The following is a 23,409-nucleotide window of genomic DNA, read 5'->3' as shown; positions in this document are numbered from 1 at the left end:
TTATGTTGAGTAACCAATATGAAAAACCTCTGTATAGCAGTTGTCGCAATTATTGCTTTTTTTGTTGGCAGTATTAACGCACAAGAGAAAAAATCGCTTAATTTTATGAACCAACAATTATCAGAACAATTACTTAATCAAACCATGGCATTAAGTGAACCAAAATTAGTGAAGGCTCAAGCAGAATTACTTCGTAAACATTATGAAGCACTAATCGAAAGCGGGTTTAATAAAGACCAAGCTCTGCAACTTGTTGTTGCTATGGCATCGCAACATAAGTGATAGTCTGAATATCTTATTGATAAAGAAACGGCTCACAGGACCGTTTCTCTTAAATTACGACCTAAATGTATAAATCGTAATTCCTGTTTTCTTGCGCTGTTTTTTGTGAAAGTAACTGCCTTTTTACAACTTATTACCCAAAGTATAGGAACAAACACTTGTTTCAATACAAATATCCCCCCCTCAAGTTACGCTTAGAATCTGCGGATAAAGTGTGGACAATGTGCAAATAGCAGACAATAAATAAGAAAGTGTTTTAGCCGCTATTAAACTCTCCGAGCCACTTTTGTTTATGTTCTGTAGTCATAAAACTAGCGTTAAAACTATTTTTTACTAACTGTTCTAAATGATGTTTCTCTATAGGTAAATGATCAATCAAGGCATGGTAATTATCATTCAAATAACCACCAAAATAACTAGGATCATCGGCATTAACTGTGACCATTAAGCCTAAATCTAATAGTGTTAATATATTATGCTCTTGCATATGATCGAACACTTTTAATTTAGTATTCGACAAAGGACAAACGGTTAAAGGATGTTGCGAATCAATAAGATGCGCTATCAATTGTGGATCATCAATACTGCGCACACCATGATCAATACGATGCACGTCTAAAGCATTTATCGCCCCCCAGATATAATCAGCGGGGCCTTCTTCTCCAGCATGGGCCACTCGTTTCAAACCCAGTTCTTTGGCCATTTTAAACACTTGAGTAAATTTTTCAGGAGGATTACCTAGCTCACCACTATCCAGTCCTACGGCAATTATATCCTTTAGATAAGCTGTAGAAGCTTGTAAGGTTTCAATAGCACTTTGTTCGGTTAAATGCCTTAAGAAAGACATAATCAATAAACAAGATTGGCCCCATTGTTGCTGTGCTTGTTGTATTGCTCGTTTAAAACCTGGCATAAACACATCAAATCCAATACCACGTTCAGTATGGGTTTGCGGGTCGAACATAATTTCAACGTGCACAACATTATCTTCTTTGCATTTAAGTAAATAATTCCACATCAACTGATAAAAATCATCTTCGTCTTTAAGTACCGACGCGCCCAAATAATACAGGTCTAAAAAGCTTTGTAAATTATCAAAATTATAGGCACTTTTTACTTCTTCGATGTTTGCATAAGGTAATTTGATTTGATGTTTTTTGGCTAAGGTCATCATTAATTCAGGTTCGAGTGAACCTTCAATATGTAAATGCAGTTCAACTTTTGGTAAGACTGAGACCCATTTTTTTAATTCATTTTTATTCATTTCTCGCTCACTTCACTTCAACAACTGATGTACATCATCTGCACACCCTAACATAGAACATAATTTCTCACTTTTGGTGCAGAAAATTTATAATTAATCTCAACCTGTCTACATTATCTTGTAGAATCAAATTCTTAAACCGCATTATTGATGCTGATTTATATAAAATCTGTGATTAATTTATTCTATTAGCATAAATCAAACCAATGCTTGACTAGTTGGTCAGTATTTTGCACTAGATTTTACTAATTACAAGAATTGCGTTGCGCAAACAAACCAGAGCGATAAACATGTCTAATTTTCTTGAACACTTTTTTAAATTAAAAGAAAAAGGTACCAACCTAAAAACTGAATTTATTGCCGGTTTAACCACCTTTGCTGCCATGTCTTATGTGTTAGTAGTTAACCCTAGTATATTAAGTGCAGGTGGCATGCCAATCGAAGGGCTAATAACAGTCACAGCAATCGCTGCTTGTTTAGGCACATTATTGATGGCCTTTATGACCAATTACCCTATCGCCATGGCGCCTGGCATGGGATTAAATGCCTTCTTCGCATTTACTATTTGTTTAACACGAGAAATTCCTTGGGATGCGGCTTTAGGCATAGTATTTTGGAATGGCATACTATTTTTGTTGTTATCTTTAACAGGTGTTAGAACCAAAATAGCCAAAGCCATTCCTGCGGCATTAAAAATCGGAGTCCAGTGTGGTATAGGGTTGTTTATCGCTTTTATCGGTCTTAAAAATGCGGGACTGGTCATCGATAATCCAGCCACTTTTGTATCTATTGGTGACTTATCTGAACCTTCCACTTTACTCGCACTCGCTGGGATCATATTAACTATAGTATTGGTGATTAGAAAAGTGACTGGGGCCATACTTATTTCTGTCATTACCCTAAGCTTAATCGGCGCATTTATTCCAGTTGGCGACGGCTATTTAACCCAACATACCAGTGAGTTTATAGGTCTGCCTGATAATATAAACACCACTTTTTTTGCCATGGATATTATGTATCCCATCAAATATTTCGCAGAAACATGGGATCTGATTTTTGCGCTATTGTTTGTCAATATGTTCGATACCATAGGTACCTTAATTGGTGTATCACGTCGCGCTAATTTGTTAGATGAGAAAGGTGAATTACCTAAAATGGGCAAAGCAATGTCGGCAGATGCACTAGCTAGTGTTGTAGGTGCCACTATAGGTACTTCACCCGTAACATCTTATGTCGAATCCGCTGCAGGAGTGTCCGCAGGCGGTAGAACAGGACTTACATCAGTGTTTGTTGCACTGTGTTTTATCTTGGCATTATTCCTCACCCCTCTGATGAAAGTCATCCCATTGATGGCCACCACGCCCGCGCTAATCATGGTGGGTATATTAATGATGGACTCATTTAGGCAACTAGATTTTGATGATCTCACAGCCCTAGCGACTGCGACTGTTGCCCTACTCGCAATGCCACTGACGTTCAGTATTAGTGAAGGTATCGCCCTTGGATTTATTACATACGTAGGCATTATGGTCGGCACTGGGCGCTACAAACAAGTGACTACCATTACCTATATCATGGCCGCAGTATTTATATTGAGATATGTATTTGATTTGAAATAGCTTCGAGCTTCGCAATATTTTAAATTTATTTATCTGATATAACAAAAGGACTTAATTTTAATTAGGCCCTTTTGTTTGACTCTTCTTTAGCTTTTGATTCATTTTTAGTGATTTAAATCTTAAAAGTATCAAGGACTTTCAAGCTCTATTATTCTTCGATTCTGAATTTGTATCTTGTTCATTTCAGGTTGAATAAACTCGTTAAAAATTCTATCAAATTCCCCACTTTTTTCGATTTCTAAAAGACCTTTTAATAAACGTTCTGCGAGAATTGGTTCATTAGGACTAACCATTAAGAACATATGTAGCGAATATTTAATAAGCAAATCTGTTTCTATGGCTAAAGAAGGGTATTTTTGTCTAATTGATAAATATTCTTGGTTTATTTCACTTATACCAAGTGGTAAAAAATCAAATCTGTTACTTTCTAACATAGGGAAAAGGGAAAACATTTTGCGTGAGGTAACAACGTTAAAATTATTACTTTTATATATATAAGTATCTGACCAAAACTTAACTTGGCCAGGTTTCATAAGTTGTAGTTCTTCTAAATTAGTAATTTTACTAAATTCATCTTGTCTATCAGCTTGTATAATCATAGCTCGATAACCAAGAACACCTTTCATAGTATGAAAAGGAACTTTAATTAGCTCTTTGATTGTGTTGATATCTTCAGTAGTCCAAATTAAATTAATATTATCTCCTTTAATCATTTCTTTCCTTTTACGCGGCAGGGCAAGGTAAGAAGCGATAATGTTAATTTCATATGGGCCATATTCAGGCTCAGTTATACTCATAACACTCTCTAAGAGCGCCTTAATATATAAACTGCTAGAAATTGAAATACCAGGTTGAAGATAATTGACAGTTTGAACAGGTAACTGTTTATGAGGTTTTTCGAGCACTTGCTCAGGCTTTTTTAATGCATAATAACTAACACTTGCAACGACGCCAAGAAAAGCCAAAATAATGAAGGTGTCTTTATTCAAGCTTACTACCCTGATATTGACATTAGAACTTAACCTAACATTAGTTAATTATCGTGAATTAACAACGTTTATGATCTTCCAAATTTGAATGCTTAGCCATCCCTGCACCTAATAAAAGCATTCGATTCTAAGGTCATAACTATCAGATCATCCTGATTAACAATCTCATAATTAACACAAATCAAGCCAACTCCGGGTTTACTCTTAGTCAATCTACAATGACTCACACGACTATTTACACTTAGAATATATCCTGGATATACAGGTTTTAACCATTTGATATTATTGATCCCCGGCGAACCCAGTGAACCATGTTTTTCAGGTAGGTTATCGATCAACATGCGCATGAACATTGACGCTGTATGCCATCCACTTGCACATATTCCCCCAAACAGAGAATGTTTCGCGGCCTCATTATCTAAATGAAAGAACTGCGGATCAAACTTGGTGGCAAACTCTATAATTTCTTCTTCGGTAACCTGGTAAACGCCAAATTGGGATGTTTGACCCGGCTGATAATCTTCAAAAAACATATTCTGCCTTATTATTTAACTTTAAAATCAACCGTTACTTGATAACGTCCATGATCATCAGCTATTTCATAACACCATCCGTGACGCTTAATAATTTTTTCACTAAGCTGTAAACCTAAACCATAACCACAACCAAAAGCAGCTTGTTTAACATCTTTTTCAGAAATGGGCGTTGTAATATCATCATTGTCATTACAGTTAATAATAGTGACACGACTCCCCTGCTGTTTAATAAATACTTGACCATGTTGTGTATGTTGATAAGCATTTCGAATAAGGTTGCTTAATACAATATGGCAGGCGGTAGCTTCTACATTTACCTCAAAGTCCTCACTATCTATATTAACTTTAACGTTTTTAGCGTTAAGTAAATAATCGAGGTCCGCACATAATTGTTTAATTTTTTCATGGAGATTTATTGGTTCTCGTGAAACCTCTTGATCGTCATTGCGGCTAAGCCAAAGTAAGGTGTCTGTTAAGTTACTCATGGTTAAACCAGCTCGTTGAATTCGCTGTAAAGTGAGTTGCTGTTTTTCACATAGAGGTGTTTTTTCACTTAGACGTTGCAATAAGTCGACATTGCTACGAATAACTGCAATAGGTGTACGCAGTTCGTGACTTGCGTAACTTAAAAAATGTTGTTCACGCTGCAAACTTTGATGAGCTGAAAATAAACTACTTTGCAACAAAGAAGCTAACATATTTAATTCGTTGTACGTGAAATCGGGAAGTGGCTTTTGCAGGTTATTTTGGTTTAGTGATTTAGCCCACTCTTTTAAATATTCAATCGGTTTAGCTATTCTTTGCATTATCATTACCAAAAAGAAAGTAAACAAAACAATGGCTGCAATCGCCGTAAAAAATATCAAATACAAACGTTTAGCTGGAGCGGATGAATCGACGGTAACAGGTCGGTCTTTTTCTAGAAAAGCCCTCGATACAAATCTTTTTTCGCCTTGAGGGCTATAAAACAAAACCACAAAATATATATTTTCAGGTACAGAAAAAATAGAAGACTGCTCTCTTATTTTATGAAGTTGCCCTGCCTCAGTGGGTGGTGATATAAAACGTTGCTGAATAATATCAGGAGTATCTTGCCAACTGTTCGATACGTCAAAACCCGCAATATTTTTTGGTTGCCCTTCCTCAACGTCAATTGTTTTAGCAAGATCTCGCATAACTACGCTTATTCCTTTATCTAGCCCATCAATATAGTATTGAACACTTAATAAAGAAAAACCAATGGCCATAATTGAACCAAGCAACAACACACTGAGAAAAAAATACAGTCTAAGGCTAAGCCTAATCTTCACTATAACGCTCCTTCAATATCTTCTTTGATAGCAAAACCTACACCAGACACCGTTTGCAACTTAATGCTGGTCGTTGCTGTTTCAAGTATCTTTCGCAAATGATAAATATGGACTTTGAGGCTATTACTGTCGGGTTGTTCATCCCCCCAAACAGTTTGCATAATTTGCTGACGACTCAGCGCTTGAGGACTTACCCGCACTAACGCCTCTAACAATTTAAAAGCGATAGGCGAAAGCTTCAAGGTTTTGTGTTTTATAAGTGCAGCGTGCTGGTTTAAATCAAGTGTTAATTCACCTAATGCTAAACGTTTTACTTCTCCACTGCGTCGTTTAGCAAGTACTTGGACACGAGCCACTAGTTCCTTCATGGCAAAAGGTTTGGTTAGATAATCATCGCTACCGGCAGCAAACCCTTGCAATTTATTTTCGAGCGTATCCCGTGCGGTAAGCATAAGAATGGGAATGTCTAGGCCCCTATCACGTAATGTATTACATAGGGTTAATCCATCCATTTTTGGCATATTGATATCGAGTATTATCATTTGGTAATGGTTACTTTCGATTAAACTTAACCCCATTAGCCCATTACTCGCATGGTCACACTCAATTGACTCAATTTCGAGATAATCAACTATGGTAGTAGCAAGATCAATATCATCTTCAACCAATAATACATTCATCATTTTGATATATTCCAATTGACCTTATGGTCTAAAATAGTGCATGGATTGCGTACCATAATAAATACAAGCTCAGCCTTCACTTTGTAGCAATTTACTTTCTGCTAGTCCGCCACCTAATACTCGATACAAAGTAATGCGGTTATCCAGATCCGTCAATCTTGTAGTAATAAGTGATTGTCTTGCACTGTACATAGTACGCTGAGCTTGTAGCGCATTTTGAAAACTATCCACTCCACCTTTATAACGTGCTAAAGACAATTCGTAACTGCGACTCGCAGCAGTCACTAATGCTTCTTGGGCGTGTAACTGTTGTTGGATAGTCGCTCTGCGTGCAAGTGCGTTAGTAACTTCAGAGAACGCACTTTGGATCGCATATTCATAGGCCGCCAGATATTTACGTTGCTGTGCCTGGCTATAAGCCAAATTTGCATCGTTCGCACCACCATCAAAAATCGGTAGGGTTAAACTAGGGGCTATGGTCCATATAGAGCTAGCGCCGCCACTAAAGATGTCAGACAAGACCGAACTAGCTAGACCCCCGGTTGCAGTTAACGACAAGGTAGGAAAAAACGCAGCTCTAGCCACTCCAATATTTGCATTCGCCGATTTTAGGTTATGCTCGGCCGCCAATACATCAGGGCGCTGCAATAACACTTCTGAAGATAAACCTGCGGGCACATCATTCACTAAGCTTTCGCTTTCAGGTAATGCTTCTGGCAATAAGTTGTCATCAAATTTCTCACCCACCAGTAATTTTAATGCATTGAGATCTTGCGCTACTTGCGTTGTATAACTGGCAATATTTGAACGAGCATTATAATAAACCGTTTCAGCACTGGCCAAATCTATTCTTGAGTCAACCCCTAGTTCCAAACGTTTTTTAGTGATTTCCATGGTTTTTTGACTGTTTGTGGCGGTTTCTTGCGCTAAACCAAGTCTATTTTTATCTGCCGCTAAGGTTAACCAAGCATTAGCTATTTCTCCGATGAGAGTGATTTTTGTTGCTTTGGCAGTTTCTTCGCTGGCTAAATATGCTTCCATTTGCACGGTATTAAGACTGCGGTTTTTTCCAAACAAATCTATTTCATAACCACTTAAGCCAGCCTCGGCTTCATAAGTGGTGGCAATATTCCCAGATGACGATTTAGTACGATTACCACTTAGCCCAGCATTTAAATTCGGATATAAATCCGCTTTTTGAATACGGTAGGAGGCACGCGCCGCTTCGACATCAGCAAGGGTTTGCCGCAAACTTCTGTTGCTACTTAGTGCCAGTTCGATGACCTGAACTAAACGCGGCTCTTTTATAAAACTTTGCCATGGAACTTGCATAGCTTGCTGGTCAGACAAACCTTGAGTTTTGTCACTGGGTTGATTATCCCATTCATTAGGTACAGGTAATTCAGAACGAGAATAATCCGGCGCTAAAGTACTACAACCTGCCAACATCAAGGCACAAGTAATAGGTAGTAATCTAGTTCTGAACACAGTATGAGACAAATTAATCATGGGCATTCTCCCTGATAGTTGGCTCAACATCATAAACAGGGCGCCTTTTGGGGAATATGCCGCGAATTAACACAAAAAACATAGGTACTAAGAAAATACCTAAAATTGTTGCGGTTAATGTACCACCAACAATGCCTGTACCAATTGAAATACGGCTGTTTGCACCTGCACCAGACGATAATGCCAAGGGTAAGGTACCAAACATAAATGCTAAGGAGGTCATAATAATTGGACGTAAACGTAGTTTTGCAGCTTCTAGTGCAGAACCTACCAATGACGCACCTTTCTGATAGGACGTCTCAGCAAATTCAACGATTAAGATCGCATTTTTCGATGCCAGGCCAATAGTTGTCAGCAACGCCACCTGAAAATAGATATCATTTTCTAACCCGCGCATTGAGCTCGCAAGTGCCGCTCCTACTAAACCTAACGGAATAACCATAATAACTGAAAACGGTACTGACCAACTTTCATATAACGCTGCAAGCGCTAAGAACACAACCAAAATAGAGATGGCGTAAAGTGCACTTGATTGCCCACTCGAGAGTTTCTCTTGGTAAGACAAACCACTCCACGCATAACTTAACTTACCTTGTCCGACTTCTTCAGTTAAACGTTCCATTTCAGCCATGGCTTGGCCAGAACTAACACCGCTAGCCGAAGCACCTTGTATTGAGTAAGAGGCAATACCGTTAAAACGAGATAGGCTTTGTGGCGCACTTGACCAACTAGATGAGCTAAATGCTGAAAATGGCGTCATGGTGGTTTCACCATCGGCATTAACCCCGCGAACATGCCACGCATCTAGATCTTCTGGTTTCGAACGATATTCAGCTTCACTTTCCACATAAACTTTCTTCACTCGACCATTGTCAACAAAGTCATTCACATATGAGCCAGCCCACGCCGAAGTTAAGGTCGACGATACATCCGACAGCGATAAACCAAGGGCAGTTGCCTTGCCATTATCAATATCAATTTTGAGCTGAGGCGTGTTACTCAGTGAACCTTCTCGAATACTGGTGAGTAATTCACTTTGTCTTGCCTTATTTAACAATTCATCTTTCAAACTGGCTAACTCTTCACGACTAGTGCCTGTTGCAGCCTGCAATTCAAAGGAAAAGCCATTACTTTGCCCTAACCCTCGGATAACCGGTTGTTGCATAGCAAAAATACTTGCATCACGTATAGAAGATAGGTTTTTATTCATACGCCCAATTAATGCGTCGGCACTTTGATCATCGTCGGTACGTTGATCCCAAGGTTTTAATCCTACAAACCCCATGCCCGCATTTTGTCCGCTGCCAGAAAAATTAAAGCCTGAAATAGAGAAGACTCGCTCAACGTCTCTTGTTTCTTCAGTCAAAAGGTATTCTTCTACTTGCTCAGCAACAGCCCGTGTTCGTTTAATTGAAGCACCAGAAGGCAAACCAATTTGGAACATTGTACTGCCTTGATCTTCTTGGGGTAAGAAACCAGTAGGCATACGCACTATAAGTAAACCTAATATCCCAATAATAACGCCGTACACTATTATCCAACGTACCTTACGGGTAATGATATGTTCTACATGTCCTGTATATGAAGTGGTTATACGGTCAAACGTGCGGTTAAATCTAGCAAAAAAACCTTTGCCTTCTTTGTTGTGTTTAGTCTTAGTCAGTAAGCTAGCGCATAACATTGGGCTAAGCGTTAACGCAACAATAACCGAAAGTGTCATTGACGACACAATAGCCACAGAAAATTGTTTGTAAATTACACCTGTTGAGCCACCAAAAAATGCCATAGGTAAAAATACTGCTGATAACACCACTGCAATGCCCACTAGTGCACTGCTTATTTCTGACATAGACTCTATAGTTGCATCTCGCGGAGATAAGTTTTTCTCGCGCATTAAACGCTCGACGTTTTCAACCACAACAATGGCATCATCCACTAATAAACCAATGGACAGCACAATACCGAACATGGTGAGAGTGTTGATAGAAAACCCAAAGGCTGATAACACACCAAATGTGCCAAGCAATACCACTGGTACAGCAATGGCTGGAATTAACGTCGCTCGCCAATTTTGTAAGAACAGGAACATCACTATAACAACCAGCACTACTGCTTCTAATAGCGTTTGTACCACTTCACTGATTGAAATTTTAATGAAATCGGTACTGTCACGAGGAAAGGTAACTTTGTAACCATCAGGTAAGTTTTTAGCAAGCTCGGCCACTTTCTCTTTTACCCGAGTTGCCGTGTCTAAAGCATTCGCCCCAGGTGACAGCATGACGGCAATACCCGATGCTGGATGGCCATTTAAACGTGGGATAGCATCGTAACTCGCACTGCCTATTTCAACTCGCGCAACATCACTCAAGTGCACATTGGCGCCGCTTGCATCATATTTCACGATAATGTTACGAAACTGTTCGGGAGTAGACATCATTGACTGCGCCGTCACAGTGGCATTGAGTTCTTGGTCAGCTAAAGAGGGTACCGCACCAATTTTACCTGCAGGTATTTGTACATTCTGTGCAGCTAATGCTCTGGTAATATCAGAGGGCATTAATTCATATGCAGCCAATTTTGTCGGATCTAGCCAGATACGCATGGCGTACTCTGATCCAAATACCCGCGTGTCCCCCACCCCATTAATTCGAGCCAGCTCATTTTCTATGGTAGATGAAATATAATCAGCGATATCAAATGAAGAAACCTGATCCGTAGAATCGTAAATCGCAGTCACCAGTAAAAAATCACTATTAGACTTTGTTACAGTTACCCCTTGAGTTTGTACCGATTCAGGAAAGCGCGACGTAACCTGCTGTACTTTATTTTGTACTTGTACTTGAGCGTAATCTGGATCAGTACCTTGTTCAAAGGTAATACTGACTGACGATGCACCATCTGATGTGCTCGATGAAGAAAAGTATAATAAGCCATCTAGGCCAGTTAATTGTTGTTCGAGTATTTGGGTAACACTATTCTCAACCGTTTGGGCATCAGCACCAGTATAACTTGTATTAACACTGATTACGGGTGGGGCCACACTTGGGTACTGCGCGATCGGCAACGACATAATCGATGCAATACCAGTGAGCATTATAATAATTGAAATGACCCAAGCAAATACAGGGCGGTCGATAAAAAAACGGGCAAACATAAATTACACTCCCCCTTGCATAGCAGAGGTGTCTTTTGTTGGCTCGGTTAGAGTAACCATAGAGCCGTTGGTGTCCATTTTCACTTCAATAGGTTTAACCTCACTGCCCGGACGCACTTTACTGGAGCCTTCTACTAATAATTTATCATTGACCGACAAACCACTGGCAATCAGCCATTTGTTATCAACGGCATTAGTCGTTTCTAAAATACGCTTCTCTACTAGGTTTTTATCATCTATCACGTAAGCATAAGCTTCACCTGTTGCGGCGTGGTAAACACCTTGTTGAGGCACTAAAATGGCATTTTTGTCTACTGCGTCATTAACACGTGTACGTGCAAACATACCAGGTAATAATATGCCGTCTGGATTAGGAAACTCGGCTCGTAATGTGACCGAACCAGTGGACGGATCAACCGAGACCTCTTGCATTTTAAGCTGGCCTACTGAGCCATACTCGGAGCCATCTTCTAATGTAAGAGATACATCAGTAGTACCTTGAGTGATCCCACTTTCATTCATCATTTTTCGCAGTTTAAGTAACTCTTTGCTGCTTTTTGTCATATCCACATAGATAGGATCTAATGTACGAATAGTGGCCAATGCGGTGCTTTGCCCAGCAGAAACTAACGCTCCTACTGTCACCTTAGAAATACCAATATGTCCAGATATAGGCGCAGTAACCTTAGTAAATTCTAGATTAATAGATGCTGTAGCCAAGGCAGCTTGATATTTCTCGATATCCGCTTTGGCTTCAAGGTAAGTTGCATGAGCATCATCGGCATCTTGTTGAGAAACCCCTTCAAATTTTAGTAAGTTAGCATAACGTTCACTTTTTAATTGTGCCGTTTCAAGTGATGCCTTTGCACTGTTTAAGCTTGCCTTAGCTTCATTATAAGCCGACTGATAAGTTGCAGGATCAATTTGATAAAGCAATTGGCCTTGCTCTACTGTGCTGCCTTCCTCAAACACACGCTGTAACACTATGCCTCCAACCTGAGGACGAACTTCAGCACTACGGGAAGCAACGACGCGACCTTGCATTTTAGTATCAATATTATGCTCAGCTGTAGCGACTGTAATATACGAAATTGCAGGTACTGGCGCACTTTGCATAGGCGCACTGTCTTGTTGACAAGCACTTAACAAAGCTGCTGTTAACAGCAACCCCCCAATGCAGATTGAAGATTTCATAATAAAGCGTTCCTCGTTAAAACTTAAATAAAAAGTACCTGACCAAAACAACCTAATATTCGTATTACACATGAATAAAAGAGTCATAAGGCCACTATTAATAAAAGGATAACAAGGTCGAGGTTAAGCTAGGGTTAACAGAAGAGTAATAGGGAATAATGATAAAAACATCACCAACAACGCTTATATAATGGCAGCAGTGTTTGTGTTGACGTTAAAGTGATATGTGTTTCGTTAGATATAGAGATATCCATTAGATTTCATTGGGCCAAATCCAACTGGAGTTTTGCCTGATTATAATGATGGCAGTTGTTCCTGCAATCCTAAAATATTACCGATTATAATCGTTGGCGTCACAATGCCCATAAAAGAAGCCAACAGATGTTGAATCTGCTGTGATCAAGACTGAAATTGCAGTATCTAAGTTAAAAATTTCAACAAAAATAGCATTTTCAAAAGCCCCGCAACAAGACTGGGTCTAAAGTTTTGACACCGACCAAACGCTTAAAGGCTCTAGAAACTATATCTAAAGCGAGCCACTAACTGACGTGGCTGTGTATATTGATTCGCTTCGTCCACACCCACACACACGAATTGAGATAATAGTTTTAAAGCCTTCATTTGTTGTCACTTTACTGGGTAAGCCAATTCGCTACCAAGAGTTTACAGCCAACATAAGTTCTGGAAAATATATAATGCCAGAGCTTTAGAGAATGCTAGCCCTCCCTATTAAAACTTAAAGATATGTGTAAAACATCTTCCACCGTTAAATTAATTACTAACTTAAAAAAATAGACCTACAAAAATCTACAAGCAATAAAAAACCGACTTAATTAAACCGGTTCTTTTTTGTAATTTTTAGCTCGATACTTGAAACTTCTAGCTGATTCTTTAAACTGGAAAATGCTCCTTCCAATGTAATGCTATCTGCTCTCGAGTACAGCACCAAACTCGCTCATGACTCTGTACATATTCTATAAAGCGTTGTAGAGCTGCCATACGTGCTGGACGACCAATAATGCGGCAATGTAAACCAATGGATAACATCTTGGGTGCAGTTTCACCTTCGGCATACAACACATCAAAGGCATCTTTTAGATATTGATAGAATTGTTCACCACTATTAAAACCTTGAGGTGTGGCAAAACGCATGTCGTTGGTATCTAAGGTGTACGGCACCATTAATAAAGGTTCAGAATACTGAGTATCGTAATAAGGTAAATCATCTGCGTAAGAATCAGCGCAATATAAAATATCACTTCTGTCAGCAATCAATTTTAATGTATTAGGGCTTGTTCTGCCTGTATACCAACCTCTTGGTTTGCTACCTGTAATCGCTTGATGCAGTTGCACTGCAGCGTTGATCATTTTCCTTTCTTGGACTTCGGTCATATCTTGAAAATTGATCCAGCGCATAGCGTGACTAGCTATTTCCCAATTTGCTTCTTTCATCGCGGCTACAGCTTCTGGATTACGTTGTAGTGCCATAGTCACACCAAATACTGTAATCGGTAAATTATAACGAACAAACAAATTATAGAGGCGCCAAAAGCCAGCACGACTGCCGTATTCATACATAGACTCCATACTTAAATGTCTATCCGGAAAAGCCTGCGCGCCAATAATTTCTGACAGAAAGGTTTCTGATTGTTCATCACCGTGTAATACACAGTTTTCACCGCCTTCTTCGTAGTTAAGTACAAATTGCACTGCGATTTTGGCTTTATTAGGCCATTTTGGGTGAGGAGGAAACTGGCCGTAACCAGTTAGATCTCTTGGGTATGCATGTCTCATCGAGTACCTTATCTAAATTCTTTTGGAACAGACAATCCGCAGCCCGTTAATATTAACTTGATCAAATTATTGGTGGCTTCGGAAAAATCTGTTTGAGTCATAGGTTTGCCTCTGAGTTCATTAATTTGTACAGAAAAGTCCGCATAATGTTGTGAGGTTGCCCATATATTAAATAATAAATAATGAGGATCAGTTGAATCTAACTTACCTTGGTCAATCCATTGTTTGATTACATCTACCCGTCCAGCCATCCAAGACGCATGTTGGTCTTTGAAAAATTTGTTTAAATTAGGTGCGCCATTGATAATTTCTAGTGCAAACATTTTAGACGCATCAGGTCGACAACGAGAGATTTCCATTTTATCCGCAATGTAATGGGCTAACACTTCAGCAGGATCATCACCCACAGTAGCCTCATCAAACCGGCTATTCCACAACCGCAAAATATCATCCAATAAAGCTAAATATAAAGATTCTTTAGATTTAAAATAATACAGCACATTAGTTTTAGGTAGTGCAGCCCTGTCAGCTATTTGCTGAACTCGAGCGCCTTTAAAGCCGTGTAATGCAAACTCTTTTTCTGCGGCGCTTAATATTTTATTGCGGTTAAGATCACCAATGCTGATTTCTTTGTAACTATGACTAGCAGACATTTATTAATTAATTTCCCGTTGTGTAAACCATTACAAACTCTAATTCTAAAAACAAAAATATCATCCAATCTAAGGGATTACTAGAATCATCATATCTATAACAATATTACTATTATTATAGCTGTCGGCATTTTAATTGCTTCTACATAAATATTAGAAACATCTAAAATATAAACTAAGCCTAGTTTATGGGAAAAATCATCCTGTAAAAGTTCTTTTTTCATAGTATCGATAAAAACCTGACCAGTTAGTCTACTTTTTATTGTAATTCACATCACTAGTCAGATAATATGTTTACTGGAACCTGCTATCGGAGCGCAACATGATCAGCTTTTTGCTTAATGACGAAATAACTACCATAGATCAAGCCAGAGCTGACTTGACTTTACTTGAATATTTGCGCGAAAAACAAAAATTAACCGGCACTAAAGAAGGCTGCGCTTCAGGCGATTGTGGTGCCTGTACAGTGGTTTTAGCCGAAGTGGTTAAACATCACAACTCAACAGATAATAGACTTGAATATAGAGCTATAAACAGTTGTGTGACATTTTTATCTGCATTACATGGCAAACAATTAATTACCGTTGAGCATCTGCCAGATGGAAAAGAGTTACATCCAGTGCAGCAAAGTTTGGTTGAGTATCATGGCTCCCAGTGTGGTTTTTGTACTCCAGGTTTTATTATGTCGATGTTTGCTTTGTACCAACAAGAGCAACAACCAGACAGAGAAACGGTTATCCAAGCACTCTCAGGTAATTTATGCCGTTGCACTGGCTATCGACCTATTATTGATGCCACTTTAAGTGCCTGCCAAAACAAAACATCTGATAAATTTAAACAATCAGAAACCCTAACGGCTCAGCGTTTAAATGATATAAACAATCAAGTTATCAGTACCGACAATTTATTGGTGCCCACGTCAAGGCATGAACTTGCAGCAGCTAAAGCAAAGTATCCCAAAGCGAATGTCTTTGCAGGCAGTACTGACCTAGCCTTGCAAGTCACTCAGCAATTGCAATCCTTTGATAAACTTATCGCTTTAGGTGCTATGCCAGAGTTAAACCAACTTATTGAACAACAGCACGGATTATTAATAGGTGCCGCCCTGCCCTTTGGTAAAATTGAGTCGAGCTTGCTTAAACATTTCCCACAGTTATCCGAGTTATTATGGCGCTTTGCCGCTACCCCAATTCGTAATCAAGCCAGTCTAGGTGGAAACGTTGCTAATGCATCACCTATAGGTGATATGCCACCTGCATTGTTAGCACTAAATGCGATTATTCATGTAGACAACGGCCAGCAAAAAAGGACAATTGCAGCAAGTGAGTTCTTTTTGGATTACCGTAAAACTGCATTAAAAACATCTGAATGGATAGAATCTATTTTTATCCCCTTCACTGCGCCCACAAACCTTGTTCGTGCCTATAAAGTATCTAAACGTTATGAAGATGACATTTCTGCAGTATGTGCGGTATTTAATGCACAAGTCGTGGATGGTAAAGTGCAAAAAATAGATTGTGGATTTGGTGGAGTTGCGGCTATCCCTGCATCAGTGCCTACCCTAAACACTCAGCTTCAAGGTAAGACATGGTCAAGCAGCGAATCCTTTGAAATAGGTAGAGATATACTCAAACAAGCGTTTTCGCCTTTAGATGATGTACGAGCTAGCAAAACCTATCGATTGACCATGCTAACTAACTTATGGAAACGATTCTGGTTAGAAACCAACCAGAGCACGCAAAAGATCGAAACCCGAGTAGTACATCTTCCCTCTGCAGATGCGGAGAATAGTCATGCGTAAATTAATTGATCAACCCAGATTAGATGCCACACCTCAAGGAGCCGCTGGCAAATCACACAAACATGAAAGTGCCGAGCGACAGGTCAGTGGTCAAGCGCGTTATATTGACGACATGCCAGAGGCAGCAAACATCCACCATGTAGCGGTAGGTGTTAGCTCAGTTGCAAGTGGCACAATCACATCCATAGATTTGTCACAGGTTAGGGAGAGTGAAGGCGTAATAGACGTGATCACAGTGCAAGATATCCCAGGCCACACTGACATAGGCCCAGTATTTCCCGGTGATCCGCTATTAGCCAGCACAGAAATCTTGTACCACAGCCAACCTATATTTGCGGTCTTAGCGTCTAGTGTTAACTTGGCGCGTCAAGCGACGCTAAAAGCCAAGGTTGTTATTTCAGCTACTGCAGCTTGTTTGACCGTTGATCAAGCCAAAGAGCAACAAAACTTTGTACGCCCACCACACTTTATGCGTCGTGGGGACTATCAAAAAAGTTATGCCGAAAGCCCGATTCAGATTGAAGGTGAAATGATTATTGGTGGCCAAGAGCATATGTACCTTGAAGGTCAGATCTCTATGGCTATACCTGAAGAAGAAGACAGAATGTTAGTCTATTCTTCCAGCCAACATCCCAGTGAAGTACAAAAACTGATAGCTGAAGTCTTAGATATTAAACTTCACAAAGTTGTGGTGGATATGCGTCGTATGGGCGGTGGTTTTGGCGGTAAAGAAACCCAAGCCGCACAATGGGCGTGCTTAGCCGCAATATTTGCTAGCCGCAATAAAGTAGCAGTTAAAATTCGTCTACCACGTATGTTAGACATGATGGCAACCGGCAAACGCCATCCTTTTGAAAACAAATTTAAAGTAGCTACCGATAATCAAGGTTTGATCCAAGCCACTCAAATAGAAATAAACGGCAACTGTGGTCACTCACCAGACTTATCCGACGCCATAGTCGACAGAGCCATGTTCCATGCTGATAACGGCTATTTTCTGGGTGATTGTTATGTAGAAGGACATAGGTGCCGAACTAATCAAGTGTCACATACTGCTTATCGGGGGTTTGGTGGCCCGCAAGGTATGATAGTCGCCGAAGCCATGATGGATGCGATAGCCCGTAAACTAGGTAAAGATCCTTTAGCTATCCGTAAACTCAATTTGTATGGCAAAGACAGCAGAAATACTACTCAGTATGGTATGCAGGTCGAGCACAATTTATTAGCTGACTTGATTGATAAGTTAGAAGCATCATGTGATTACCAGTTGCGCCGTGAACAAATTACCCAGTTCAATAAAAACAGCCCTATCATCAAAAAAGGTTTAGCCTTAACACCAGTGAAGTTTGGGATCTCATTTACAGCTAAACATCTTAATCAGGCTGGTGCGTTACTGCATATCTATACCGATGGCAGTATGCAAATCAATCATGGTGGTACCGAAATGGGTCAAGGTTTACATACCAAAATTGGCCAGATCGTCGCCAATGAGTTTGGCGTGCCTTTGTCCTATGTTGAAATCACCTCAACTCGAACTGATAAAGTGCCCAACACCTCACCCACAGCGGCTTCAAGCAGTACAGATCTGAACGGAAAAGCCGCACAAAATGCCTGTTTGATCATCAAACAAAGATTGGCTGAGTTTTATGCACAGCAGGTCGAAGGCAAGCCTGAAGAAGTGATCTTTACAGAACAAACAGTGGTCTTAGGTGAACACCAAATTGCCTTTAACGAATTAATTCAGCAAGCTTATATTGGCCGTGTATCTCTTTCTGCATCGGGGTTTTATAAAACGCCCAAAATTCACTATGATCGCAAAACAGGTAATGGCAGACCATTTTTCTATTTTGCATATGGTGCAAGCTGTTCAGAAGTTTCTATTGATACCTTAACCGGCGAATACAAAGTAAACAGGGTTGATATATTGCACGATGTAGGCAAAAGCCTAAACCCTGCCATTGATATTGGCCAAATTGAAGGCGGTTTTATTCAAGGCATGGGCTGGTTAACCAGCGAAGAATTGTTATGGGACGATAGCGGTAAACTTATCAGCAATAACCCCGCAACCTACAAGATCCCTGCGATTGGTGATACCCCTGAAATATTCAATGTGGATTTGTATCCTAGAGCCAACGACGAAGACAGTATTTATCATTCTAAAGCTGTAGGTGAACCGCCGTTTATGCTAGCTAATTCGGTTTGGTGTGCATTAAAAGACGCAATATCCAGTATCACTGATTATCAAATTGATCCTGTGCTACACCCGCCAGCCACTCCAGAAAAAGTCTACAACGCGGTAGAACAAGCACAGGCTTGGCTGGAGCAACAAGCATGAGCCTACCCACAAAAACATGGTTTGACGCCCTGCACCAATGTCAGCAACAAGGCAAAAGTTATGTATTAGTCACTTTACTTGCTACGGCAGGCTCAACGCCAAGAAATGGTGGCACAAAAATGCTGGTATGTGACGACTGCGAGTTTGACACCATAGGCGGTGGGCATTTGGAGTTTGCGGTGATAAAACAAGCCCGTAACTTGTTACTTGAAAACGCCACAACTCAAAAAGTTGAGCATTATCCCCTTTCCAGTAAATTGGGTCAGTGTTGTGGTGGTGCTACCAATGTATTGTTTGAAGTGTTTACAGAGCATACTCAACATATCGCCATTTATGGTGCAGGCCACGTATCAAAAGCATTAGTACCTATATTAGCGCAGTTGCCGTTACAAATAAGCTGGATAGATAATCGCCAAGAAATGCTCGATGACATTGCCAAGCAAGCACAACCAAGTAACGTGACATTAGTCTTCAGCGAAACCCCTGCAGATACCTTAGCCACGCTGCCAAGCAATGCTTGGACAATGATCATGACCCATAATCACCAACTCGATTTTGATATTGTTACAGCAGCGCTAAACCGCAAAGACCTTAGCTTTGTTGGCATGATCGGCTCTGATACTAAAGCCAGACGTTTTAAAACAAGATTGGCCCATAAAGATTTTCAAGAGCAAGACATTCAGCGTTTAATCAGTCCAGTTGGGCTATTGGATATACCGGGCAAACGCCCAATAGAGGTAGCCGTTTCTATGGCCGCACAGCTCATACAATTACTTGAGCCTGAAGATGTGACTCAAGCTCAGAAAAAACAAGCGTGGCGCGATAACAAACAACTTATAGCAACACTAGTTAAGCAACCAGAGCCACAATCATGAATCAACAAGCAGGGTTATCCTTAGATAATATCAATAACTTAAGTGTATCTGAGGCTCAGCAGTGGTTTAGTCATTGCTGTGCGGCGCCAAAATGGTTTGAAGCTATGGCAAAAGCACGGCCTTTTACTGACATATGCCAAGTTAAACAAGTCGCTCAAGAACTGTGGTTAGGATCTAGTAATCAAGATCTACTGACTGCCTTTGAAGCCCACCCTATGATTGGCGATGTCAGCAGTTTACGAAAGAAGTACGCCGCTACTAAAGATATCGCCAGTAATGAACAACAAGGTGCCACACAGGCCAGCGAACAAACGTTACAATCACTTGCCGATGCCAATCATAAGTATTTGGCTAAACACGGTTTTATTTTTATTATTTGTGCCACAGGCCTCAGCGCTGACACTATGCTAAATGCACTTATGCAACGCATCAACAATAGTACTGCTACCGAGATACAACTGGCAGCAGCAGAACAAATCAAAATCACCCTACTAAGGCTCGAAAAAGGCCTAGAAAAAGGAATACAAACAACATGAGCATCAGTCTTTCCAGTCATGTATTGGACACCACACTTGGCAAACCCGCTGCTAATATGAAACTAGTGTTAACCACCCATAATGGACAAGTGATTGAAGCACAGACAGATGATGATGGTCGATGTAATGACTGGGCAAATTTTAGCTTTAGCGCAGGTCAATATTGCTTACGTTTTTATACTAAAGATTATCTACTCTCTCATCACAAAGAAGCATTTTACCCCTTTGTTGATGTAAACTTTGAGCTGACTGAAAACGGCGGTCATTACCACGTACCTCTGCTCATTTCGCCTTTTGGCTTTAGCAGTTACCGTGGTAGTTAGTGAGAAATTCAGATTGAAAACAACACAAGCTTATCGCGCCTCAATAGTACATTTCCCTAACAAAAGTAGCTGTCCAAAACAGGACTACCAATACTTTGAAGACGGCTTATTGGTTACGCGTAATGGAAAAATAGAATTTATTGGTGAGTATAAAAACCATATAAATCAATACCCTGATGCCATTATCCATGATTACTCAGGAAAACTACTGTTACCAGGCTTTATTGACAGCCATTTACACTTTCCACAGACTGAAATGTTAGCCAGTTTTGGCGAACAGCTACTTGATTGGCTAACTGATTACACTTTTCCAGTAGAACGCAAGTTTGCTGATCCAAAATACGCGGGTCATATAGCCAAGATATTTATTAGGCAATTACATCGCCATGGCACCACCACTGGCATGGTCTATTCGTCGGTACACAAACAAGCTGCCGATGCACTTTTCCAGGAAGCAGCCAGTCATAATATGCTGTTGATTGCCGGTAAAGTGTGTATGGATAGACATTGCCCCGATTGGCTACAAGATACCCCACAAAGCGCACAACAAGACAGTGCAGCACTGATAGAAAAATGGCATAACAATGGCCGACTTAAATATGCCATTACGCCACGTTTTGCGCCTACTAGTAGTCCAGAGCAACTACAGGCTTTGGGCGAATTAGCGCAGCAATACCCAGATGTTTTTATTCAAACGCATTTGTCAGAAAATCATAATGAAATCGCTTGGGTAAAAGAGTTATTCCCAGAGCGAAAAAATTATCTCGATGTTTACGATCATTATGGTTTACTTAGAAAAGGCGCAGTCTTTGGTCACGGTATCCATTTAGAACAAGCAGAATGGCAACGCTTACAAGAAACCCAAGCAAGCATTGCCTTTTGCCCTACTTCAAACCTATTTTTGGGTAGCGGCTTATTTGATTTAGCCAAGGCCGAGCAGGAAAACGTAGCCGTTATGCTTGCTACTGATGTTGGCGGAGGCACCAGTTTTAGTATGTTAAAAACCATGGGCGAAGCCTATAAAATATGCCAACTCAAGGGCAACCAAATGGATCCTATGCATGGTTTGTATTTAATGACTCAAGGCGCAGCAGTGGGATTAGGGCTAGAAGATTCAATTGGTAACCTCAATCCTGGCACCGATGCTGACTTTGTGATCCTCGACCCAGAATTTGATGTACTAAGCGCATTACGTTTTGAACATCACCGTACACCACAAGACATGCTGTTTGCTCTAAGCATGTTGGCAGATGATAGAGCCATAACTGCGACTTTCGTAGCTGGTACGGCCGTTTACCAAGCCAATACACAAACAGACACACAAATAATAAAGGGAGCACTTTAATGTTGCTTGATTGGATTTCGTTATTTCTTCGCTGGTTCCATGTAATAGCAGGCGTGGCATGGATAGGCGCCTCGTTTTATTTCATCTGGTTAGATAATAATTTGCGTACCCCGCCCGATTGGAAAAAACAAAAAGGCATTAAAGGGGACTTGTGGGCTGTGCATGGCGGCGGTTTTTACGAAGTATCTAAATATGAATACGGCCCAGAAGTAATACCAGAAAAACTACACTGGTTTAAATGGGAAGCCTATACCACTTGGATCAGCGGATTTTTATTACTTAGTTTGGTTTATTACCATGGTGCAGCCATTTATTTAATTGATAGCTCAGTAATGGAATTAACGCCTACCCAGGCAATCAGTAGAGGTTTAGCCCTGATCTTTGGCGGATTATTTATCTATGAAGCAGCATGTCGAAGCCCACTAGCCAAATACCCGCAAGTGTTTGGGATTATGTTTTTGATACTGCTAGCGGCAACGAGTTATTTGGCAACACACTGGTTTAGCGGTCGAGGAGCCTTTATGCACGTAGGTGCGTTAATAGGCACCATTATGGCCGGTAATGTATTCTTCAAAATTATGCCCGCTCAAAGGTTAATGGTGGACGCTGTTACCAATAAAACCGAGATTGATCCTAGTTGGGGATTAGGTGCCAAGCTACGCTCTGTGCACAACAATTATCTTACCCTACCTTTATTATTTATTATGATCAGCAACCATTATCCTATGACTTACCAACATCAAAATGCTTGGTTAGTATTGATGGCCATTGGTATTGTCTCTGCTTGGATACGTCATTATTTCAATCTAAAACACATAGGTATTTCTCGCCCCTCAATTCTCATAACTGGTGCCATTGGAATGATAGTGATTGCAGGTTGGGTATCCACACCTGTTGCTCCTAAAGTAGATACGTCAGAACCGGCACCAGCCATCGAACTGAGTGCGCAGCAACAAGCAGTATTTGATGTGATACAAACTCATTGTGCCAATTGTCACTCGGCGCAACCAACAGATGACATCTTTGTTATTGCACCTTTAGGATTAAAGTTTGATAACTGGCAACAAATAGAACAACGAGCTGCGGTGATCAATAGACGAGCAGTAGTTACCAAAGACATGCCCATGATGAATAAAACGGGCATGACCGAACAAGATAGACAAATTATTGGTAACTGGTTTGCAGGTCTTTCTTCGAATTAGAGACT

At 40.3% G+C, this 23,409-nt stretch carries 19 protein-coding genes; 9 read left to right on the top strand and 10 right to left on the bottom strand.

Annotation, left to right across the window (positions count from 1 at the left end; all coding sequences use genetic code 11):
• Positions 1–18: 18 nt before the first annotated feature.
• Positions 19–282: a hypothetical protein gene (locus GARC_RS02925; protein ID WP_007616528.1), complete on the top strand. Its 264-nt coding sequence runs from the start codon at positions 19–21 to the stop codon at positions 280–282.
• A 256-nt stretch (positions 283–538) separates the two neighbouring features.
• Here the strand turns inward: GARC_RS02925 and GARC_RS02920 are convergent, their stop codons facing one another.
• On the bottom strand, positions 539–1,546 hold the full coding sequence (locus GARC_RS02920) for an adenosine deaminase (protein ID WP_007616527.1): 1,008 nt from the start codon (positions 1,544–1,546) through the stop codon (positions 539–541).
• A 290-nt stretch (positions 1,547–1,836) separates the two neighbouring features.
• Here GARC_RS02920 and GARC_RS02915 point away from each other — a divergent pair, with 290 nt between their 5' ends.
• Positions 1,837–3,165, top strand: coding sequence for an NCS2 family permease (locus GARC_RS02915; protein WP_039988554.1), 1,329 nt, complete (start codon positions 1,837–1,839; stop codon positions 3,163–3,165).
• Positions 3,166–3,293: 128 nt separating this feature from the next.
• Here GARC_RS02915 and GARC_RS02910 read toward each other — a convergent pair whose 3' ends face one another.
• The 9 genes from GARC_RS02910 to GARC_RS02870 form a co-directional block, all read right to left on the bottom strand.
• The gene (locus tag GARC_RS02910; protein ID WP_007616524.1) at positions 3,294–4,154 is read right to left on the bottom strand and encodes a type 2 periplasmic-binding domain-containing protein; all 861 of its coding nucleotides are present in this window, start codon (positions 4,152–4,154) and stop codon (positions 3,294–3,296) included.
• A gap of 92 nt (positions 4,155–4,246) precedes the next feature.
• The gene (locus GARC_RS02905) at positions 4,247–4,687 is read right to left on the bottom strand and encodes a MaoC family dehydratase (RefSeq protein WP_007616523.1); all 441 of its coding nucleotides are present in this window, start codon (positions 4,685–4,687) and stop codon (positions 4,247–4,249) included.
• An 11-nt stretch (positions 4,688–4,698) separates the two neighbouring features.
• Positions 4,699–6,000 carry a sensor histidine kinase gene (locus GARC_RS02900; RefSeq protein ID WP_007616517.1) on the bottom strand — a complete coding sequence of 434 codons (1,302 nt, stop codon included), beginning with the start codon at positions 5,998–6,000 and terminating at the stop codon, positions 4,699–4,701.
• Positions 6,000–6,683, bottom strand: a complete 684-nt coding sequence (locus GARC_RS02895; RefSeq protein WP_007616516.1) for a response regulator transcription factor — start codon at positions 6,681–6,683, stop codon at positions 6,000–6,002. The genes GARC_RS02900 and GARC_RS02895 overlap by 1 nt, the downstream gene beginning before the upstream one ends.
• Before the next feature lie 69 nt (positions 6,684–6,752).
• On the bottom strand, positions 6,753–8,192 hold the full coding sequence (locus GARC_RS02890) for an efflux transporter outer membrane subunit (RefSeq protein ID WP_007616515.1): 1,440 nt from the start codon (positions 8,190–8,192) through the stop codon (positions 6,753–6,755).
• Positions 8,185–11,346, bottom strand: a complete 3,162-nt coding sequence (locus GARC_RS02885; protein WP_007616511.1) for an efflux RND transporter permease subunit — start codon at positions 11,344–11,346, stop codon at positions 8,185–8,187. The genes GARC_RS02890 and GARC_RS02885 overlap by 8 nt, the downstream gene beginning before the upstream one ends.
• A 3-nt stretch (positions 11,347–11,349) precedes the next feature.
• Positions 11,350–12,540, bottom strand: a complete 1,191-nt coding sequence (locus GARC_RS02880; RefSeq protein WP_007616503.1) for an efflux RND transporter periplasmic adaptor subunit — start codon at positions 12,538–12,540, stop codon at positions 11,350–11,352.
• 891 nt (positions 12,541–13,431) lie between these two features.
• Entirely contained in the window at positions 13,432–14,334 is a 903-nt protein-coding gene (puuE, locus tag GARC_RS02875) for an allantoinase PuuE (protein ID WP_007616501.1), read from the bottom strand.
• Positions 14,335–14,342: 8 nt separating this feature from the next.
• On the bottom strand, positions 14,343–14,987 hold the full coding sequence (locus tag GARC_RS02870) for a TetR/AcrR family transcriptional regulator (protein ID WP_007616499.1): 645 nt from the start codon (positions 14,985–14,987) through the stop codon (positions 14,343–14,345).
• 322 nt (positions 14,988–15,309) lie between these two features.
• On the opposite strand from GARC_RS02870, the gene xdhA reads away from it, so the two are divergent.
• From xdhA to GARC_RS02835, 7 genes are read left to right on the top strand one after another with little or no spacing between them, the layout of a single operon-like run.
• Positions 15,310–16,788 (top strand): xanthine dehydrogenase small subunit, encoded by a 1,479-nt coding sequence (gene xdhA, locus GARC_RS02865; RefSeq protein ID WP_007616495.1) that lies wholly within the window; start codon positions 15,310–15,312, stop codon positions 16,786–16,788.
• Complete coding sequence (gene xdhB, locus GARC_RS02860) at positions 16,781–19,123, top strand: xanthine dehydrogenase molybdopterin binding subunit (RefSeq protein WP_007616494.1); 2,343 nt, start codon at positions 16,781–16,783, stop codon at positions 19,121–19,123. Before xdhA ends, xdhB begins: the two co-directional genes overlap by 8 nt.
• Positions 19,120–19,998, top strand: a complete 879-nt coding sequence (gene xdhC / locus GARC_RS02855) for a xanthine dehydrogenase accessory protein XdhC (RefSeq protein WP_007616493.1) — start codon at positions 19,120–19,122, stop codon at positions 19,996–19,998. Before xdhB ends, xdhC begins: the two co-directional genes overlap by 4 nt.
• Positions 19,995–20,534, top strand: coding sequence for a 2-oxo-4-hydroxy-4-carboxy-5-ureidoimidazoline decarboxylase (gene uraD, locus GARC_RS02850; RefSeq protein ID WP_007616491.1), 540 nt, complete (start codon positions 19,995–19,997; stop codon positions 20,532–20,534). Before xdhC ends, uraD begins: the two co-directional genes overlap by 4 nt.
• Positions 20,531–20,857: a hydroxyisourate hydrolase gene (uraH, locus tag GARC_RS02845; RefSeq protein ID WP_007616489.1), complete on the top strand. Its 327-nt coding sequence runs from the start codon at positions 20,531–20,533 to the stop codon at positions 20,855–20,857. Before uraD ends, uraH begins: the two co-directional genes overlap by 4 nt.
• A gap of 13 nt (positions 20,858–20,870) precedes the next feature.
• On the top strand, positions 20,871–22,202 hold the full coding sequence (gene guaD / locus GARC_RS02840) for a guanine deaminase (RefSeq protein WP_007616488.1): 1,332 nt from the start codon (positions 20,871–20,873) through the stop codon (positions 22,200–22,202).
• Complete coding sequence (locus tag GARC_RS02835; RefSeq protein WP_007616486.1) at positions 22,202–23,404, top strand: urate hydroxylase PuuD; 1,203 nt, start codon at positions 22,202–22,204, stop codon at positions 23,402–23,404. Before guaD ends, GARC_RS02835 begins: the two co-directional genes overlap by 1 nt.
• The last annotated feature ends 5 nt before the right edge of the window (positions 23,405–23,409 follow it).

Source organism: Paraglaciecola arctica BSs20135 (genome assembly GCF_000314995.1).
Classification (GTDB): domain Bacteria; phylum Pseudomonadota; class Gammaproteobacteria; order Enterobacterales; family Alteromonadaceae; genus Paraglaciecola; species Paraglaciecola arctica.
Note: the sequence above shows the minus strand (reverse complement) of the source record. Positions and strands in the feature narration are given on the sequence as shown.

Bases quoted from the DNA above. Each gene is read 5' to 3' on its own strand.
- GARC_RS02925 (WP_007616528.1), top strand. From the start codon at position 19: ATGAAAAACCTCTGTATAGCAGTTGTCGCAATTATTGCTTTTTTTGTT.
- GARC_RS02920 (WP_007616527.1), bottom strand. From the start codon at position 1,546: ATGAATAAAAATGAATTAAAAAAATGGGTCTCAGTCTTACCAAAAGTT.
- GARC_RS02915 (WP_039988554.1), top strand. From the start codon at position 1,837: ATGTCTAATTTTCTTGAACACTTTTTTAAATTAAAAGAAAAAGGTACC.
- GARC_RS02905 (WP_007616523.1), bottom strand. From the start codon at position 4,687: ATGTTTTTTGAAGATTATCAGCCGGGTCAAACATCCCAATTTGGCGTT.
- GARC_RS02895 (WP_007616516.1), bottom strand. From the start codon at position 6,683: ATGATGAATGTATTATTGGTTGAAGATGATATTGATCTTGCTACTACC.
- GARC_RS02890 (WP_007616515.1), bottom strand. From the start codon at position 8,192: ATGATTAATTTGTCTCATACTGTGTTCAGAACTAGATTACTACCTATT.
- GARC_RS02885 (WP_007616511.1), bottom strand. From the start codon at position 11,346: ATGTTTGCCCGTTTTTTTATCGACCGCCCTGTATTTGCTTGGGTCATT.
- GARC_RS02880 (WP_007616503.1), bottom strand. From the start codon at position 12,540: ATGAAATCTTCAATCTGCATTGGGGGGTTGCTGTTAACAGCAGCTTTG.
- puuE (WP_007616501.1), bottom strand. From the start codon at position 14,334: ATGAGACATGCATACCCAAGAGATCTAACTGGTTACGGCCAGTTTCCT.
- GARC_RS02870 (WP_007616499.1), bottom strand. From the start codon at position 14,987: ATGTCTGCTAGTCATAGTTACAAAGAAATCAGCATTGGTGATCTTAAC.
- xdhA (WP_007616495.1), top strand. From the start codon at position 15,310: ATGATCAGCTTTTTGCTTAATGACGAAATAACTACCATAGATCAAGCC.
- xdhB (WP_007616494.1), top strand. From the start codon at position 16,781: ATGCGTAAATTAATTGATCAACCCAGATTAGATGCCACACCTCAAGGA.
- xdhC (WP_007616493.1), top strand. From the start codon at position 19,120: ATGAGCCTACCCACAAAAACATGGTTTGACGCCCTGCACCAATGTCAG.
- uraD (WP_007616491.1), top strand. From the start codon at position 19,995: ATGAATCAACAAGCAGGGTTATCCTTAGATAATATCAATAACTTAAGT.
- uraH (WP_007616489.1), top strand. From the start codon at position 20,531: ATGAGCATCAGTCTTTCCAGTCATGTATTGGACACCACACTTGGCAAA.
- GARC_RS02835 (WP_007616486.1), top strand. From the start codon at position 22,202: ATGTTGCTTGATTGGATTTCGTTATTTCTTCGCTGGTTCCATGTAATA.